Consider the following 15,804-nt stretch of genomic DNA (forward strand, 5'->3'; position numbering starts at 1 on the left):
TGTTCGAAAGTGATATCGGGATAAGTGTTTTCGTGAGTTGCTGCCTCAACGCTAGAAACCCTGACCGTTGTCGTCAAATGCATTCCAGTAAGTAATAGAATTACTCTCATGCAATTGGATTTGAACCTGCTGACCGCACTGGACGCACTGCTGGAGGAGGGCAGCGTGGCCGGCGCGGCGGATCGGCTGCATCTGACCGCGCCCGCGGTGAGCCGGGCGCTCGGCCGCATCCGGCGGGTGATGGGCGACGAGATCCTGGTCCGCACCGGGCGGACGATGACGCCGACGCCGCGCGCGCTCGCGGTCCGCGAACAGGTGCACGCGCTAGTGCAGCAGGCGCAGCTGGTGCTGTCTGCCGAACACGACCTCGACCTGGCCACGCTCGAACGGACGTTCACGCTGAAATGGCATGACGCCGTAGTCAATACGATCGGCCCCGAGCTGCTCGCGGCGGTCCGCGCGCAGGCGCCCGGCGTACGGTTGCGCCTGCTGGCCGAGGCGGACGCCGACACCGACGAACTGCGGCACGGTCACGTCGATCTCGAGATCGGGTCGAATCCGCCTGCGTCGGCGGACATTCGGCACGAGATCATGGCAACTGACCGGCTGGTGGTCGCGGTGGGCGCGACGCATCCGGCGGATCCCTTCACCATCGAGAATTACGTTGCGGCGGAACACATCACGGTGTCGCGGCGAGGCAGGCTGCACGATCCGATCGACGACCTCCTGCACGCGCGCGGGCTGACCCGCCGGGTCGTCGCCACCGTGCCGACCGTCGCGCCTGCCCTCCGGTTCGTCTCGCGCGGCGACCTGGTCGCCACCATTCCGGAACGCATGACCGGCGCCATGGCCACCGAACTCGGCCTACGCCTGGTGCCGCTCCCGCTCGACCCGATCTCGATTCCGGTGGTCGTGGCGTGGCACCAGCGCTACGACGGCGACCGGGCGCACACCTGGCTGCGCGAACAGATCCGCACCGCCATCCACGCGGCCATGACCGGTCCGGACAAAGCCGACACCGGCCGGGAGCCGCCGATCGCATGACAGCGCTCGGCGGAATCGCTACTGTCCGAGGAAATTCAAGGCAGATCTTGTCGGCGGGCGCTGGTGACCTCACGCGTGTCGCGGGTTCTGTCCCTTCTCTATCTGGGGAGAACGCAGTGAGATTCACAAGAGCTGGTGCGTTGACGGCGGCGGTATTACTGGCCACGAGCCTGGGCCTGGCCGGGTGTTCGTCCGAGGACAGCACCGACGCGGGCATCGTCACGACCAATATCACCGAGCCGCAGAACCCGCTGCTGCCGGCCAACAACAACGACAACAACGGCAGCCGCATCGTCGACCGGCTCTTCGCCGGGCTGAAGTACTACGACGCCGACGGTGTCGCCCACGACGACATGGCGCAGTCGATCGAGTCGTCGGACCGGAAGAACTACAAGATCACCCTCAAGCCGGACTGGAAGTTCTCCGACGGCACCACGGTGACGGCGAAGTCCTACGTCGACGCGTGGAACTACGCCGCGCTCGGCACCAACGCGCAGTTGCAGGGCTACGTGTTCGCCAACATCGTCGGCTACGACGAGGTGGCGGCGGAAAAGCCGACGGCACAGACGATGTCGGGGCTCAAGGTGGTCGACGACCGCACCTTCACCATCGCGCTGAAGAGCCCGTCGATCGACTTCGAGCTCGCGCTCGGCTTCACCCCGTTCTATCCGCTGCCCGAGGCGGCGTTCAAGGACATCAAGGCGTTCGGTGAGAACCCGATCGGCAACGGCCCGTACAAGATGGCCCGGACCGGCGCGTGGGAGCACAACGTCAAGGTCGATCTGGTGCCGAACCCGGACTACAAGGGCGCGCGCCCGGCCAAGAACAAGGGCCTGCGGTTCACCATGTACCAGTCGTTCGATACGGCCTACGCGGATCTGCTGGCCGGCAACCTGGACGCGCTCGACACGATCCCGGACAGCGCGGTGTCGTCCTACAAGAAGGACCTCGGCGACCGGGCGATCACCAAGCCGACCGCGCAGAATCAGCACATCAGCAGCCAGACCAACATCCCGCACTTCGCCGGCGCGGAGGGCGTGCTGCGGCGCAAGGCGCTGTCGATGGCGATCAACCGGGAACAGATCTGCGAGAACATCTTCCACGGCACCCGGGTGCCGTCGAAGGACTTCACCGCGATCACGCTGCCCGGCTTCAAAGCGGACCTGCCGGGTGCCGAGGTGCTGAAGTTCAACCCGGAAGAGGCCAAGAAGGTGTGGGCGCAGGCCGACGCGATCTCGCCGTGGTCGGGCCGCTACGAGATCGCCTACAACTCCGACGGCGGGCACCAGGCCTGGATCGAAGCGGTCGCGAACAGCATCAAGAACACCCTCGGCATCGAGGCCATCGGCGCGCCGTACCCGACGTTCAAGGACATCCGGACCGCGATCACCGCGCGGACCATCGGTAAGGCGTTCCGCTACGGCTGGCAGGGCGACTACCCGACGATGCTCCAGTTCCTCACCGCGCTGTATTACACCGGCGCCGGAACCAACAACGTCGACTACGCCAACCCCGAGTTCGACAAGCTCATCGACGCCGCGCTGGCCGCGCCGTCGCTGGAGGAGTCCTACAAGCTCGTCGGGCAGGCGCAGGGCCTGTTGTTCCGGGACATGGCCGACATTCCGGTGATCGATTTCATCGCCACCGCGGGTCTGGGCGAGAAGGTGAAAAAGGGCGAATTGACCTGGAACGGCCAGTTCGACTTCGAGAACATAGAGAAGTAATCGACCGATGCGCCGCGCCGCCGGAACCGGCGGCGCGGCGGCACGGGTGTGCCCGCTGACGGGTCCGGCTCGGTCCGGGTAGGCTGACCCGTCGATCGGACACGCGCAGGTAAATGAGGTGGTGGCGGAATGAGTGAACGGGTATCCGAATCCGTGACGGGGACAACCACGGTCGCCGTCACGGTGCCCGCGTCACCGGAGCAGTTGACGATGCTGCGCGCGCTCGCCGAGACGGTGCTGCTGATCGCCGATTTCGGGCTCGACGAGGTGACCGATATCCGGCTCGCGCTCGACGAGATCGCGACCGTGCTGTTGCAGGACGCGGCGCCCGGGTCGACGATCGATTGCGCGTTCTCCTATCGCGAAGGCGTGCTCAACGCCAACATCCGTGCGGTGGTCACGTCCGAAACCGAGGTCGGCTCAGGCAGTTTCGGCTGGCACATCGTGCAGACCCTGACCGACTCGGTCACGGCGACCAAGGCGCCGTTCGATGCCGCCGTGTCCGGCTACCCGACTGTCGTCGACTTCGTGTGGGCCCGGGGCGACCTCGATGAACAATGAGGCAACGACGTCCGGCGTCGGCCATGAGCCGCGCCGACGTGGTGGGGACAGTTACGACAATATCGAGCCGCTGTTCCTCGAGCTGAGCGAGCTCGACGCCGAGGACCCGCGGCGCGCGGAGGTGCGGGAGGAGCTGATCAGCCGCTGCCTGCCGCTGGCCGAGCACATCGCCCGCAAGTTCACCGGGCGCGGCGAGAACTTCGACGATCTGCTGCAGATCGCGCGCGTCGGCATGGTGGCCGCGGTGGACCGGTTCGACGCCTCGCACGGTTCGCCGTTCCTGGCGTTCGCGGTGCCGACCATCATGGGCGAGGTGCGCAGGCACTTCCGCGACTACACCTGGTCGGTGCGAGTTCCGCGGCGGCTCAAGGAGATTCAGCAGACCATCGCGCCGACCATCGAGACGCTCGCGCAGCGGCTCGGCCGGATGCCCAAGGCGCGCGAGATCGCCGAAGAACTCGGCGCCGACCTCGTCGAGGTCACCCAGGCATTGATCGCCCGCAACGCCTACCAGACCTCCTCGATCGACGTGGGCCTGGACAGCGACGACGACAACGCCCCGCGCTCGCCGCTGGACACCCTCGGCGCCGAAGAACCGGAATACCAGACCGTCGAGGACTACCTCGCGGTCAAACCCCTCATCGCCGCCCTGCCCGAACGCGAACGCCAAGTCCTGGTCATGCGCTTCTTCGAATCGAAGACCCAGGACCAGATCGCCGCACAGCTGGGCGTGTCGCAGATGCAGGTCTCGCGGATCCTCTCCAAAACGCTGAGTACATTGCGGGAACAAGCTTTACGCGACTGACACCGCGTGCTGCGAGAAATGTTCCTCAACTGTAGTTCATCAGTGTAGGTCTACAGTGTTGACACCGTGCGTTGGGCGGCGTCTACTGGAAGGACACACAGAGATCTGAGGATCATCATGATCGTCATCATCGGGCTCGTCGTCTTGCTCGCGGCGGTGATCGTCGGGGTTACCGGCGTCTTCGCCAACGGCGGCAACACGCACGCGCTCACAGACAACTTCGCCGTTTTCGGTTACCACGTCACCGGGTCGACCGGGGTGCTGTTCCTCTATGGGATCGTGGTCGGCGCCATCGGGTTGGCCGGGCTCAGCCTGCTGCTGGCCGGTGCGCGGCATACGGCCCGTCGCGGGGCCAGCGCGCGTCGCGAGCTGAAGGCAACCCGCCGGACTCCGGTGTTCGGCAGTCGGCCGATGCCCGATCAGCCACCGCCTGATGCGCCGGTTCGCGGTGCTGAGCCGGGTGGGTTCAACAACGTCGCCGGGCAGGGAACCGGCGGTCAACCCCTACCCGGCGGCCAGAGCCGACCGGCTGCCTCCGCCCAGCCGACGCCCGGTAGTGGGCGTCGACTGTTCAAGCCGAAGCAGGCCGACCCGCAGCCCGTCGACAGCCCGCGCTCGTAATCGCGTCCCGAACTCCAAGTCAGTCAACGCAATTCGAAATCAGGTAGCTTTTCATGATCGTGCTCGGGCTCATTCTCCTCGTCGCCGGATTCTTTCTCGGCATTCATTTCCTCACGGTCGCCGGAATCCTCGTGCTCATCCTGGGCGCGGTGCTGATGGTCGCGGGCGGCACCGGGCATCCGGTGGGTGGCAGGCGGCACTACTACTGAGCGCTCGGTCCTGACACCCGGTTCTGTGGTGTCGGTCGGTCGGCGCGGGGGCGGCGGGCTACCGTTGTCCGGTAGCCCGCCGACGAATGGGGAATGGCTTGAGCAGCGACAACGCTACGCGGCTTGCGGTGCTGATCGATGCCGACAACGCCCAGCCCGGGATCGCGGACGGGTTGCTGGCCGAGGTGGCCAAGTATGGGACGGCGCACGTCAAGCGCGCCTATGGCGACTGGACCAGCACGAATCTGAAGGGGTGGAAGGATCAGCTGCTCGCGCAGTCGATCCAGCCGATCCAGCAGTTCGGGTACACCACGGGTAAGAACGCCACCGACTCGGCGATGATCATCGATGCGATGGACCTGCTGTACACCGGCAAACTCGACGGGTTCGTGATCGTGTCCAGTGACAGCGATTTCACCCGGTTGGCCAGTCGCATTCGTGAATCCGGTTTGACCGTATACGGATTCGGTCAGCACAAGACGCCGAAGCCGTTCGTCGCGGCGTGCGACAAGTTCATCTATACCGAAAACCTCACCGGCACAACGGAAGAGTTGCCGACGCCGGCCCGGCGGCCGGCTGCCAATCAGCTCAAGGGCGATGCCAAGCTGATGAACCTGCTGCGGAACGCGGTCGACGCGGCCTCCGATGATTCGGGGTGGGCGACCCTGTCCAGCGTCGGCTCGATCATCAACAAGCAGCGTCCCGACTTCGACCCGCGCACCTACGGATACAGCAAGCTCGGTGAACTCTTCGCGGCGACAACGCTTTTCGATTCGGATACGCGTAGTCCCGGGGAAGGTAAGCAGGCCGTCACCTACGTTCGCGACGTCCGGAATCGGCCGGCTGCCAAGTAGCGCGGCTCAGCCGTGGTGACCCGAACCGGGATGCTTACCCGCGGGGGTCGGGCTCTCGGATTCCATGCCCGGCATGTCCATTCGCATCGGCGCTGGCTGTTCGCCGGGGGCGAGAACCAGGAATTGGCCCATCATGCCGTGGTCTTCGTGCAGCAATAGGTGGCAGTGGAACATGTAGGGGTAGGTCGGGTCGCTGTGCTGTGCGAACCGCATGGCGAGCCGGTAGGTGTTCTGCGGTTCGGTGTAGAGGGTGTCCTTCCAGCCGGCCAGGGCGGGCGGTGGGGCCTGGCCGTCGATGTCGACCACCTGGAACTGGACGTCGTGCACGTGGAAGTTGTGGGGCCAGTTGTCGTTGTTGCGTACCGTCCACACCTGGGTGGTGTCGACGGGGATGGTCATGTCGATGCGGTTCATGTCCATGCGCTGACCGTTGATCATGAACCACTTCAGTTCGAAGGCGTGGTCGGGGGTGGCACCCGCCGCGGCGAGGGCGGGGATCATGGCGAGCGAGTTCGGCACGGGCGCTGACGTTTTCAACGTCTTCGCGGCATGGAGCTGGAGGATGTCGAAGGTGTCGTCGAAGCCGAACGCGGCGGCGCGATCGATGTCTCTGCGCTGCTCGATCGGCAGTGAGCGCAACCTGATTCGCTCGTCGCCGCGCAGCTCGACCACCAGCTCGACGCGCTCGCCCGGGCTGACCTGGATGGTGCGCAGGGTGGTCGGCGCGGTGAGCAGGCCGCCGTCGGTGGCGATGAGCTGGAAGGTGCGTTGGTCGTCGAAGGCCAGGTTGTAGATGCGGCCCGAGGATCCGTTGAGAATGCGCAGGCGGACTCGGCCGGTGCGCACGTCCAGATGTGCGCCCGCGATGCCGTTGACGACGATGGTGTCGCCGAGCAGGCCGACGTCGGTCGGATCGGATTCGTCGAGTGCGCCGTTGGCAGTGAAGCGCCGGTCTTGGATTACGAGTGGAATGTCGTCGACGCCATACTCTTTCGGCAGATCGAGGGTGTTGGTCGTCTCGTCGTCGACGATGAACAGGCCCGAAAGTCCGCGGTAGACATGCTTTTCGGTCGCGCCGTGCGGATGGGGGTGATACCAGAGCATGGCGGCCTGCTGGTCGATGGTCCACGCGGGTTCCCAGGTGCCGCCGGCGGCGATCGTCTGGTGCGGGCCGCCGTCGAACCGGGCGGGCAGGTGCATGCCGTGCCAGTGCACCGTGGTCGATTCCGGCAGCGAGTTCCGGATGGTGAAGGCCACCGATTCGTGGCGCGCGGCGCGCACGGTCGGGCCGAGGATCGCGCCGTTGTAGCCCCAGGTGGGGGTGCGCTTGCCGGGGAGGATTTCCGAGCTGCCCGGCTGGATGTCGAGGGTGAAGTGGCGGACGCCGTCGGCGCCGACCGTCGAGGCGGCGAGCGGCGGTATCGGCAGCGGCCTGGTCGTCCCGGAACCGGGGATCGGCGCGCCCGATCGCGCCACACATCCTGCGGCCAGCGGCACGATGGCCAGTCCGGCGAGGAAGCCTCGTCTCGAGACCACGTTTCTACTCCTTCGATCGTTGTCCTATCCAGCTTCGATTGCCGATGGGTTGCGGAGATCGGCCGCGGAGTCGCCTTTTGGCCGCTGTGACTCCGCCCGCGGACCCTTGTGGAGGAGGTTTCGAGGTGCTATTGGAGGTCCGCGCATCGGGAGTGTCCGGTGGCGGCTTATGCGTCGTCCCCTACCGTTGACGTGTGATGGAGATCCGGTTGCGGCGCGATTTGCGGCTGGTCGTGCGTTGTCTGCCGCTCGTGCTGGTCCCGGTGCTGTTGGTGGCGAGCACGTTCCCCGGGCAGTACCGGGTGCCGTGGGGTTACTGGGTGCTTGCCATGGTGGCGAGCGGGCTGTTCGTGGTGGGGGACCGGTGGCCGCTGGTGGTCTCGGTCGCGCTGTCGGTGCTCGCCGTTCCGATGTTCCGCACGCCTGCGTGGGGGTTGTCGGGGTTGGTGCCTTTCCTCGGGGCCGTTGCCCTGGTCGAGGTGGCGATGCGGACTCGGCAGAACGGGCGGGTGGCGTTCGCGGCGGGGTGCTGGGCGCTGGCCGTCGTGCTCGGGCGGTGGGGTATTCACGACGCTTCGCTGTGGGGTGCGGCGACCGTGGTCGAAGCGGGCACGTACGTCGGTGTGCCGTTGTTGCTCGGGCTGTATCTGCGCGGTCAACGTGATCTCGCGGCGAGTCTGTATCTGCGCGCGGCCGACGCTGAAACCCGCAGGGCCGAAGCGGAATCGCGCACTCGGGCGGCCGAACGCAGCGCCATGGCGCGGGAGTTGCACGATCTGATCGCGCACCACATGGCCTCGATCGTGCTGCGCGTCGGCATCGCCCGGCACGTGGTGGCCGATCAGGATCCGCGGGTGAACGCGGTGCTCGACGACGTGCGCGATACCGCCGCCGACGCGCTCGCCGACATCCGCCGCCTGCTCGCCGCGCTGCGCGATCCCGCGCTCGGGGAGGTCGCGCTGGTGGACGCGGACGCCGTGCGGACCGAGATCTCGGCGGCGGTGCGGCGAGTCGAAGTGGCCGGGTTCACCGTCGAGGCCGAACTCGCGCCCGATCTGGCCGGACTGGACGCGATCGGCAGGCTCACCCTGCTCCGGCTGGTGCAGGAATCGCTCACCAACGTCATGAAGCACGCCGACCGCGACACTCCGGTCCAGGTCAGGGTGGTTCGTCGCGCCGCGGGAATCGCGGTTCGGGTCCGCAGCGGCGTCGGCCACTCCGGCCCGAATCCGGCCGGTCACGGCATCATCGGCATGCGGGAACGCGTCGAACTCGCGGGCGGCACCTTCGCCGTCGGCGCCACCGCGCGAGGATGGGAAGTCGACGCCTGGCTACCCGGCGTCGAAACGCTGACCGGAGCGGAGGCTGCGCAATGATCACCGTCTTGCTGGTCGACGATCAGCGCCTGGTCCGCGCCGGCCTGCGCATGCTCATCGAATCCACCCCCGATTTCGCGGTCGTCGGCGAGGCCGCCAACGGCATCGAGGCCATCCGCCTGAACGCCGAACTGACCCCCGACCTGATCCTGATGGACCTGCGCATGCCCGGACTCGACGGCGTCGCCGCGACCGAACAGATCGTCGCCGCCCGGCCGAGCGCAAAAGTCTTGGTACTCACCACCTTCGACGACGATGACCACCTCTTCCCGGCCCTGGCCGCGGGCGCCACCGGCTACCTCGTCAAAGACACCGCCCCCACCGACCTGCTCACCGCCATCCGCCGCACCGCCGACGGCGACCTCCTCTTCTCCCCAACCCTCCTGCGCCGCTTGGTCTCCCGCGCCATAGAAACCCGCCCCACCCCGAAACCCCCAGCCCCCCAACCGAACCTCACCCCCCGCGAACGCGAAGTCCTCACCCTCGTCGGCGAAGGCCTCAGCAACCAAGAAATCGCCACCCGCCTCCACCTGGGCGTAACCACCATCAAAACCCACGTAGCCAACCTGATGGACAAAACCGCCTGCGACAACCGAGTCCGCCTAGCCGTCTACGCCCACAAACTCCCCTGAGCCCCCCGCCGCCGGCTCGACCCGATCAGTCCTACCCGAAATTGGTTGCACTTATAAGTGCAAGAGGCTATCTTGGATTGACTACACCGTGCGGGAAGGAGTGCGAGTCGATGAGCGAAACGATCATTCGTGACGACAGGGCCGTCCTGTCGATCACCTCCGGCGAGGTCGAGCAGGCTCGTGCCTTCAAAGCTCATCTCGATGATGCGCACCGCGCCGCCGCGGACGCGGACGGAGTCCTCATCGGGCTTCGGGGCGGTGGCACCGTGGAGATGCCCGCCGAACTGTCCGCACTGATCGGTCAGGTTCTCGACCTGGTCGGTCGCGGCTGCACGGTGACCGTGGCCAGCGTGCCCAACGAATTGACCACGACCACAGCGGCAAAGATCCTCGGGATCTCCCGTCCGACCCTGATGAAACTCGTCAAAGACGGCACTCTGCCCGCACATAAGGTCCGATCCCACACCAGACTGCTCAGCAAAGACGTCTTCGCCTTCAGGGACCAGCAGGGCGCCGAGCGGCGACAAGCCTTCGACGACCTCCGTCGACTCGAAGACGAATTGGGCCTGGTCGACTGACCAATTGGCCTGTGTAGCAGGCGGATTCAATCAGCTGTCCCTGGTCGCTTGTAGCATGCTGCCATGGTCAGCGGGTGGGGTACGTCGGCAGGGCCGGCAATGGGAGTGTGTCCCTACCGGAGATGTTGAAGAAAGCTGGTGCTCCGATGTTCGGCGAGCGGGTTCGGCGGCATCTCAATTCGCTCGACATCGCAGGGCTGCTGGGTGTGTCGACGACGTTGTAGGCGGGGCCTGCGACGGTGATAACGGCTGGTTAGCTGGGGTGGGGGCGGCGCTCCGGGGGGTGGTGGGTGCGGGGGAGTGGGGGGTGGGGTCTGTAGGTTTTCAGGGGGATCCGTGCTGGTTGGGGTGCGGAGGGACTTCGGGACCGGAGGCGTTGACATGTTCACCACCAGGCCGACATTGCGGGGGACGTTCGGGATGGTGTCGTCTACCCATTGGCTTGCGTCGCAGTCCGCGATGGCGGTGTTGGAGGGCGGGGGCAACGCGTTTGACGCGGCGGTGGCCGCCGGTTTCGTGCTGCACGTGGTCGAGCCGCACCTCAACGGGCCGGCCGGTGAGGTGCCGATGATTCTCGCGCCGGCGGGTGCGCCGGTGCGCGTGCTGTGCGGGCAGGGGCCGGCTCCGGCGGGTGCGAGTGCCGCACACTATCGCGGGCTCGGCCTCGAATTCGTTCCCGGGACCGGTCCGTTGGCGGCCGCGGTGCCCGGCGCGTTCGATGCCTGGATGGTGTTGCTGCGGGATTACGGGACAAGGTCTTTGGGTGAGCTGCTGCGCTTCGCCATCGGGTACGCCGACGACGGGCACCCACCGGTTCCGCGAGTTCAGCAGCAGGTGGAGAGTGTCCGGGAACTGTTCACCACCGAGTGGACCTCGTCCGCGGAGGTCTATCTGCGAGATGGCGCAGCACCGACACCCGGTGTGCTGTTTAGCAATCCGGCTCTCGCACGTACCTGGCGGCGATTGATCGATGCGGCCGCGGCCGAGGGTGGCGGCGACCGCGTCGCCGAAATCGAAGCGGCACGGCGCATTTGGCGCACCGGATTCATCGCCGAGGCGATGCTGCGGCAGTCTGCCCGGCCCACCCTCGACACCAGCGGCGAGCGACACGTCGGCACCCTGACGGCCGCGGACCTCGCCGACTGGTCGGCCACCTACGAGTCGCCGACCACCTACGACTGGCGCGGCTGGACGATCTGCAAGGTGGGCCCGTGGAGTCAGGGGCCGGTCTTCCTGCAACAACTTGCCCTGCTGCCCGAGGACCTGCCCGCCTACGACTCCGCCGAGTACGTCCATCTGCTCATCGAGGGCTGCAAACTGGCGATGGCCGACCGCGAGGCGTGGTACGGCGACGTGCCCGATGTGCCGGTGTCCGTGCTGCTTTCGCCGTCGTACAACGCGCAACGGCGAGCACTGATCGACGCGCAGGCCTCCTACGAACTGCGCCCCGGCAGCCCGGACGGGCGCCCGCCACTACTCAGCTCCCACATCGCCGGCTCGGCTCCGGCCGCCGAATCGACCGGCGCGGGCGAACCCGCGCCCGCCAGCGCCGGGGAAACACGAGGCGACACTTGCCATTTCGACATCGTCGACCAGTGGGGCAACATGATCTCGGCGACCCCGAGCGGCGGCTGGCTGCAATCCAATCCGGTCATCCCCGAACTCGGCTTCCCGCTCGGCACCCGCTTGCAGATGGCCTGGCTGGACGAGGGCTTGCCGAATACCCTGGCGCCAGGCCATCGTCCGCGCACCAGCCTGACTCCCGCGCTGGCGCTGCGCGACGGCGTTCCGGTCATGGCCTTCGGCACACCCGGCGGCGATCAGCAGGACCAGTGGCAGCTGCACTTCTTCCTGTCCGTCGCCTACGGCGGCCTGGATCTGCAAGCCGCGATCGACGCGCCGAACTGGCACAACTCGTCGTTCCCCAGCTCGTTCTACCCGCGGGACATGGAACCGGGCCGCGTGGTCGTGGAGTCGAGGATGGACGAGTCGGTCATCGAGGACCTGCTCGGTCGCGGCCACGACGTCACCGTCGGCGGAGCCTGGTCGGAGGGCAGGCTGTGCGCGGTCGCCCGTGATCCGGAATCGGGTGTGCTGTCCGCGGCGGCGAATCCCCGTGGCATGCAGGGCTATGCGGTCGGCCGCTGATCCCGCGACTCGACGGTGCGCGCGGCCCGAATCCGGCGATCTCCACGAGCCCGGGTAGCTGCCGCGACAACCCGGGTCAGTGCGTCGGCCTCGAGCCGCGTCGGGTCCACGCTCGGTCCGCCGTACCGGAACAGGTCACCCTCGACCAGCGTCGTGATGCGCGGCTCCGCCAGGCTGGCCGCGGCGAACGCGTAGACCGGGACCCGCTTCGGCAGGATCAGGCCGAAGTCGATGGCGCGGGCCGCGCGCCCTTCGTCGGCGAGCAATTGGTCAATCGAGTACCCGTGCAACGGATATCGCCGCGGGAACACATTGCGCAGATCCAGGAACAGCCCGACCGAACTGCCGCGCGGATCGGCGACCCGCGGACCGAGCCGGGCGAAGCGGCCGAGCGCCAAGCCGGGGCACTCGATCAAGGCGTGCGTGAACAGCACCCGGGCCAGCGTCACATTGATCATGAGTCGTTCGACGTCCAGCTCGGCCTCGGCCAGCTGCTGGTTCTCCAGGTAGCCGGAGACGATGCTGAGGTTGTGCGCGCGATACCAGGCGATCGGTGAAGGCGAAGCGAGAAACCGCTGCCATAGTCGCGCGCCGGGCGTCGAGGCGTGGCCGTTCGCGCCGAGCAGCTTGGCTTCCAGCTGGTCGTGCAGGAGCCGATCGTTGATCGCGCGCCACCAGGGGCTGCCCGCGGTGGGGTGCAGGACGCCGCGGGTCAGTTCCCAGCGCAGGAAGGTCAATTCGGCGCGGGCATAGGCGCTGAGCTGCGGCGGGTAGCAGCTCGCGGCCAGCGTCAACCGCTGGTCGGGGTCCGCGTGCGCGGCGCCGACCTGTTGCGCGGCAAGCTCGCTGGCACGATCGGGGTTCATCGTCGCTCACTGTACCGACGCGGCGCGGAGTCGGCTGGGCACGCGAAGACGGTCCGCGGCCGCCGCGGTGACCTACCTCAGCGGGGCCGAGATCTCCAGTTCGCGCAGGCCCGGATGCACGGCCGGGTCCGCGGCGGTGACATCCAGCCGGATATAGCGGGCGGCGACCGGGCTCGCGGTCGCGCCGGTCGCCGGGTCGACGGTGACGGTCGTCCAGGTCTGGTTGTCGCGGGACACCGCGACGGTGGCCGCCGGCGTGGGATCCGACCAGCGCGGAAGTATCCGGCCCACCGCGGTTTCCGCGCCCAGGTCGACGGTGAGGGTGCCGCGGTCGGCGTTGGGTGCCCAGCCGGTGGCGGTGCTGCCGTCGACGGCGGCCTCGGCGTATCGGCCGGGCTCGGCCGAACTCGCGGAGACGGACTTGCAGCGGGCGAGGTTGTCGGTGGGGGCCAGGTCCGGTCGGCGGGTCTTGACGATCAGTGGGTGGTCGCGGCTCACCAGCTGCGTGCCGGTCGGGGTCCGGACCTGCATCGCCGCACCGTCTTTCAGCGTGATCGTCGTGTTGTCGGGTCCTAGTTCGGCGTCGAAAGTCCTTCCCTGCCAATGCATGCCGCGAATGTTCAACCCGGACCTGAGTTCCGGCGGCAGCGTCGGATCGATGCGAACCTCGTCGGCCCGCAGCCGCAGTCCGAGCAGGCCATTGGTGAAGGTTTGCAGGAAACCGCCTGCCGCGGTGACGAAGGTGAAGGCAGGCGCACCGGCCAATGCGTCTTGCACGCCCGCTTTGCTACCGCGCGCCTCCGCGAACTGCCCGAACGGCGCTCGCTCGAACGGCCGGACCGCTCGTTCGAGGTAGGTGTCCGTCGCGCAGCCGGGTGCACCGATCGCCGCGGCGTCGATGGCGTGCACCGAGTCGGTCATCGCGGGACCGTCGGGATCGGTGCGCTCGGCGTAGTAGCTGAGCGTATTGCTCGAAACCTCCTGCGACATAGGCCATTCCAGCGGATAGATCAGCAACACCGTGTCCGCCTGCTTGATCGGCGTCCCGGCGTAGCCGTCGTACTGGGCGAAGATCTGCCGCGCCGGATCGAAGGGCATGCGCAGGTGGTCGGCGATCCCGGTCCACTCGGGCGGGGCGGGCTCGCCGAGGATTTCGGCGGCGCGGGCCGCATTGCGCAGGGCCAGTGCGGCTACCGCGTTGGTGTAGACCCCGTCCTTGACGCCGTTGCTGTATTCGTCTGGGCCCGCGACGTTTTCGATCGAGTAACTGCCGTCCGGATTCGGCGTCACCCGGGAGGCCCAGAACTCGGCCAGGTTCCGCATGATCGGCCAGCTCCGTCCGCGCAGGTAACCGGTGTCGCCGGTGGCCAGGTAGTACTGCCAGGCGGCGAGGGAGATATCGCCTTGCAGATGGATCTGGGTGAGGCAGTGCGGCGGATCCCAGCTGTGGCATTCCGCAAGGGCGCCACGGCTTTCGCTGGTCCACGGATAGAACGCGCCGCGGTAGCCGAGCTGTTGAGCGTTCGCCTGTGCAGCGGGCAGGGTCTTGAACCGGTACTCGACAACGGATTTGGCGAGATCGGGTGCCAATTGGAGCAGTCCGGGGAACATCCAGATGTCCGCGTCCCAGAACACCGCTCCCGCGTAGTTGTCGCTGCTGAGCCCGACCGGCGAAATGCTGTTGTCCTGCTGGGCATTCGTGCTCGAGTACAGCGAGTAGAGCGCGCCGCGCGCCCAGGTCTGCAAGTCGGCGTTGCCAGGAGCTTCGATGTCGCCCTCCCACAACGAGCGCCACGCCTCGGCGGTGCCCGCCAGCAGTTCCGGCCAGCCCTTGCTCGCCGCCCGCTGCGCCGCGTCGTGGGCTGCGGCCACCGGATCACGGGCGGTGAGCGCGGTGTCGACGCCGACGAATTTGGTTACCTCGTAAGACCTTCCGTCCCGCACGGTGAGGTGATTCTGCTGGCTGACGGTGAGATCCCGCGCCGGGGCGGGCTGTTGCGACGTTCCCGTGCTCAGTACCGACGCGACCGAGCCGACGACGCCGGTGCCTTCGGTGCGGAAGCCGACCTGGATATCGCCGTCGCTCGCGCCGCCCTCGGTCTGGGTCATCCGGCGGGCGCCCGCGCCGTCGAGCAGGTCGGTCACCGCGATCTCGCCGGACCAGTGTGGGACGAGCGTGAGATGAACCGCGCCCACGTGTTGATCGACGCGATCCGTGATGACGTCGTACACCAGGTCGGTGGCTTTGCCGTCGCGGCTGGTCCAGGTGAGCGCGGTTCGCACCAACCCGCAGCGCAGATACTGCGTCTGCGCGAAGTTCGTGATCTGTGCGGCCGGTGTGCTCGCGGAGTACGTGTCGTCGCCGACGCCGACGGTCAGCGCGGACCAGTTCGGGATCGCCGCGGCGACCTCACGATCGTCGGCCAGCCCCGGCGTGTGCCCGTACAGCCCGGCGACGAACGCGCCGTCGTAGCGCGGTGTGTACAGCGGCCAGCCACTCATCTCCCCGGTCAGCGCGTAGCCCGCGCCGCGCGGCGGCACCCGCAGCCCGAGGTAGCCGTTGCCGACGAACGGATGCTGCTCGAACGCGGCATCCACCTCGGTATTCGACGCCGACCATCCCGGCGCGGACGCGGCATCATCACCCGGGCACACCGGCGCGGCCTCGTCTCGCGACGCTTGCCGGACGGCGAACACGACCCCGCCGGCCACCAGGGCGACGGCCACGACGAACGCGATGCCGATCAGGACTTCGGTGCGAGAACGCAAGCCGTACCTCCATGTGACGCATGGACGATCGTGTCGTGCTCGGCTACCCGGCCCGAATTCCATGCGACCACGACCCGGGAC

14 protein-coding genes are annotated in these 15,804 nt (G+C 67.4%); 11 read left to right on the plus strand and 3 right to left on the minus strand.

Annotation, left to right across the window (positions count from 1 at the left end):
* The first annotated feature begins 108 nt into the window (after positions 1-108).
* The 7 genes from AB0M22_RS01845 to AB0M22_RS01875 all read left to right on the plus strand — a co-directional run bounded on the left by AB0M22_RS01845 (position 109) and on the right by AB0M22_RS01875 (position 5,818).
* Positions 109-1,044: a LysR family transcriptional regulator gene (locus tag AB0M22_RS01845; protein WP_364719772.1), complete on the plus strand. Its 936-nt coding sequence runs from the start codon at positions 109-111 to the stop codon at positions 1,042-1,044.
* Between the two features lie 116 nt (positions 1,045-1,160).
* Positions 1,161-2,768 carry an ABC transporter substrate-binding protein gene (locus tag AB0M22_RS01850; RefSeq protein WP_364719775.1) on the plus strand — a complete coding sequence of 536 codons (1,608 nt, stop codon included), beginning with the start codon at positions 1,161-1,163 and terminating at the stop codon, positions 2,766-2,768.
* A 129-nt stretch (positions 2,769-2,897) separates the two neighbouring features.
* Positions 2,898-3,329 (plus strand): anti-sigma factor, encoded by a 432-nt coding sequence (locus AB0M22_RS01855; RefSeq protein ID WP_364719777.1) that lies wholly within the window; start codon positions 2,898-2,900, stop codon positions 3,327-3,329.
* Positions 3,319-4,134 (plus strand): RNA polymerase sigma factor SigF, encoded by an 816-nt coding sequence (locus AB0M22_RS01860; protein WP_364719780.1) that lies wholly within the window; start codon positions 3,319-3,321, stop codon positions 4,132-4,134. Before AB0M22_RS01855 ends, AB0M22_RS01860 begins: the two co-directional genes overlap by 11 nt.
* A gap of 117 nt (positions 4,135-4,251) precedes the next feature.
* Entirely contained in the window at positions 4,252-4,755 is a 504-nt protein-coding gene (locus tag AB0M22_RS01865; RefSeq protein WP_364719782.1) for a hypothetical protein, read from the plus strand.
* A gap of 53 nt (positions 4,756-4,808) precedes the next feature.
* Positions 4,809-4,964 (plus strand): DUF6131 family protein, encoded by a 156-nt coding sequence (locus tag AB0M22_RS01870; protein ID WP_364719785.1) that lies wholly within the window; start codon positions 4,809-4,811, stop codon positions 4,962-4,964.
* Positions 4,965-5,062: 98 nt separating this feature from the next.
* Positions 5,063-5,818 (plus strand): NYN domain-containing protein, encoded by a 756-nt coding sequence (locus AB0M22_RS01875; protein WP_364719788.1) that lies wholly within the window; start codon positions 5,063-5,065, stop codon positions 5,816-5,818.
* A 6-nt stretch (positions 5,819-5,824) separates the two neighbouring features.
* Here AB0M22_RS01875 and AB0M22_RS01880 read toward each other — a convergent pair whose 3' ends face one another.
* Positions 5,825-7,354 carry a multicopper oxidase domain-containing protein gene (locus tag AB0M22_RS01880; protein WP_364719791.1) on the minus strand — a complete coding sequence of 510 codons (1,530 nt, stop codon included), beginning with the start codon at positions 7,352-7,354 and terminating at the stop codon, positions 5,825-5,827.
* A gap of 197 nt (positions 7,355-7,551) precedes the next feature.
* Between AB0M22_RS01880 and AB0M22_RS01885 the strand changes: the two genes are divergently transcribed.
* The 4 genes from AB0M22_RS01885 to AB0M22_RS01900 all read left to right on the plus strand — a co-directional run bounded on the left by AB0M22_RS01885 (position 7,552) and on the right by AB0M22_RS01900 (position 12,088).
* Positions 7,552-8,730 (plus strand): histidine kinase, encoded by a 1,179-nt coding sequence (locus tag AB0M22_RS01885; RefSeq protein ID WP_364721598.1) that lies wholly within the window; start codon positions 7,552-7,554, stop codon positions 8,728-8,730.
* Positions 8,727-9,362, plus strand: coding sequence for a response regulator transcription factor (locus AB0M22_RS01890; protein WP_364719794.1), 636 nt, complete (start codon positions 8,727-8,729; stop codon positions 9,360-9,362). The genes AB0M22_RS01885 and AB0M22_RS01890 overlap by 4 nt, the downstream gene beginning before the upstream one ends.
* A 110-nt stretch (positions 9,363-9,472) precedes the next feature.
* The gene (locus AB0M22_RS01895) at positions 9,473-9,940 is read left to right on the plus strand and encodes a helix-turn-helix domain-containing protein (protein WP_364719796.1); all 468 of its coding nucleotides are present in this window, start codon (positions 9,473-9,475) and stop codon (positions 9,938-9,940) included.
* Between the two features lie 381 nt (positions 9,941-10,321).
* Complete coding sequence (locus AB0M22_RS01900) at positions 10,322-12,088, plus strand: gamma-glutamyltransferase (RefSeq protein ID WP_364719799.1); 1,767 nt, start codon at positions 10,322-10,324, stop codon at positions 12,086-12,088.
* Here the strand turns inward: AB0M22_RS01900 and AB0M22_RS01905 are convergent.
* Together AB0M22_RS01905 and AB0M22_RS01910 are read right to left on the minus strand one after the other, a co-directional pair.
* A complete protein-coding gene (locus AB0M22_RS01905) occupies positions 12,070-12,954 on the minus strand; it encodes a hypothetical protein (protein WP_364719801.1) in 885 nt (294 codons plus the stop codon). The two genes, AB0M22_RS01900 and AB0M22_RS01905, sit on opposite strands and share 19 nt — an antisense overlap.
* A gap of 72 nt (positions 12,955-13,026) precedes the next feature.
* On the minus strand, positions 13,027-15,723 hold the full coding sequence (locus tag AB0M22_RS01910; protein WP_364719803.1) for a discoidin domain-containing protein: 2,697 nt from the start codon (positions 15,721-15,723) through the stop codon (positions 13,027-13,029).
* Between the last annotated feature and the right edge of the window lie 81 nt (positions 15,724-15,804).

The sequence above is a fragment of the Nocardia sp. NPDC051756 genome, from assembly GCF_040681495.1.
Lineage (GTDB): Bacteria > Actinomycetota > Actinomycetes > Mycobacteriales > Mycobacteriaceae > Nocardia.

Coding starts and splice junctions, on each gene's coding strand:
- AB0M22_RS01855 (WP_364719777.1), top strand. CDS start 2,898: ATGAGTGAACGGGTATCCGAATCCGTGACGGGGACAACCACGGTCGCC.
- AB0M22_RS01890 (WP_364719794.1), top strand. CDS start 8,727: ATGATCACCGTCTTGCTGGTCGACGATCAGCGCCTGGTCCGCGCCGGC.
- AB0M22_RS01845 (WP_364719772.1), top strand. CDS start 109: ATGCAATTGGATTTGAACCTGCTGACCGCACTGGACGCACTGCTGGAG.
- AB0M22_RS01865 (WP_364719782.1), top strand. CDS start 4,252: ATGATCGTCATCATCGGGCTCGTCGTCTTGCTCGCGGCGGTGATCGTC.
- AB0M22_RS01895 (WP_364719796.1), top strand. CDS start 9,473: ATGAGCGAAACGATCATTCGTGACGACAGGGCCGTCCTGTCGATCACC.
- AB0M22_RS01905 (WP_364719801.1), bottom strand. CDS start 12,954: ATGAACCCCGATCGTGCCAGCGAGCTTGCCGCGCAACAGGTCGGCGCC.
- AB0M22_RS01870 (WP_364719785.1), top strand. CDS start 4,809: ATGATCGTGCTCGGGCTCATTCTCCTCGTCGCCGGATTCTTTCTCGGC.
- AB0M22_RS01860 (WP_364719780.1), top strand. CDS start 3,319: ATGAACAATGAGGCAACGACGTCCGGCGTCGGCCATGAGCCGCGCCGA.
- AB0M22_RS01885 (WP_364721598.1), top strand. CDS start 7,552: ATGGAGATCCGGTTGCGGCGCGATTTGCGGCTGGTCGTGCGTTGTCTG.
- AB0M22_RS01900 (WP_364719799.1), top strand. CDS start 10,322: ATGTTCACCACCAGGCCGACATTGCGGGGGACGTTCGGGATGGTGTCG.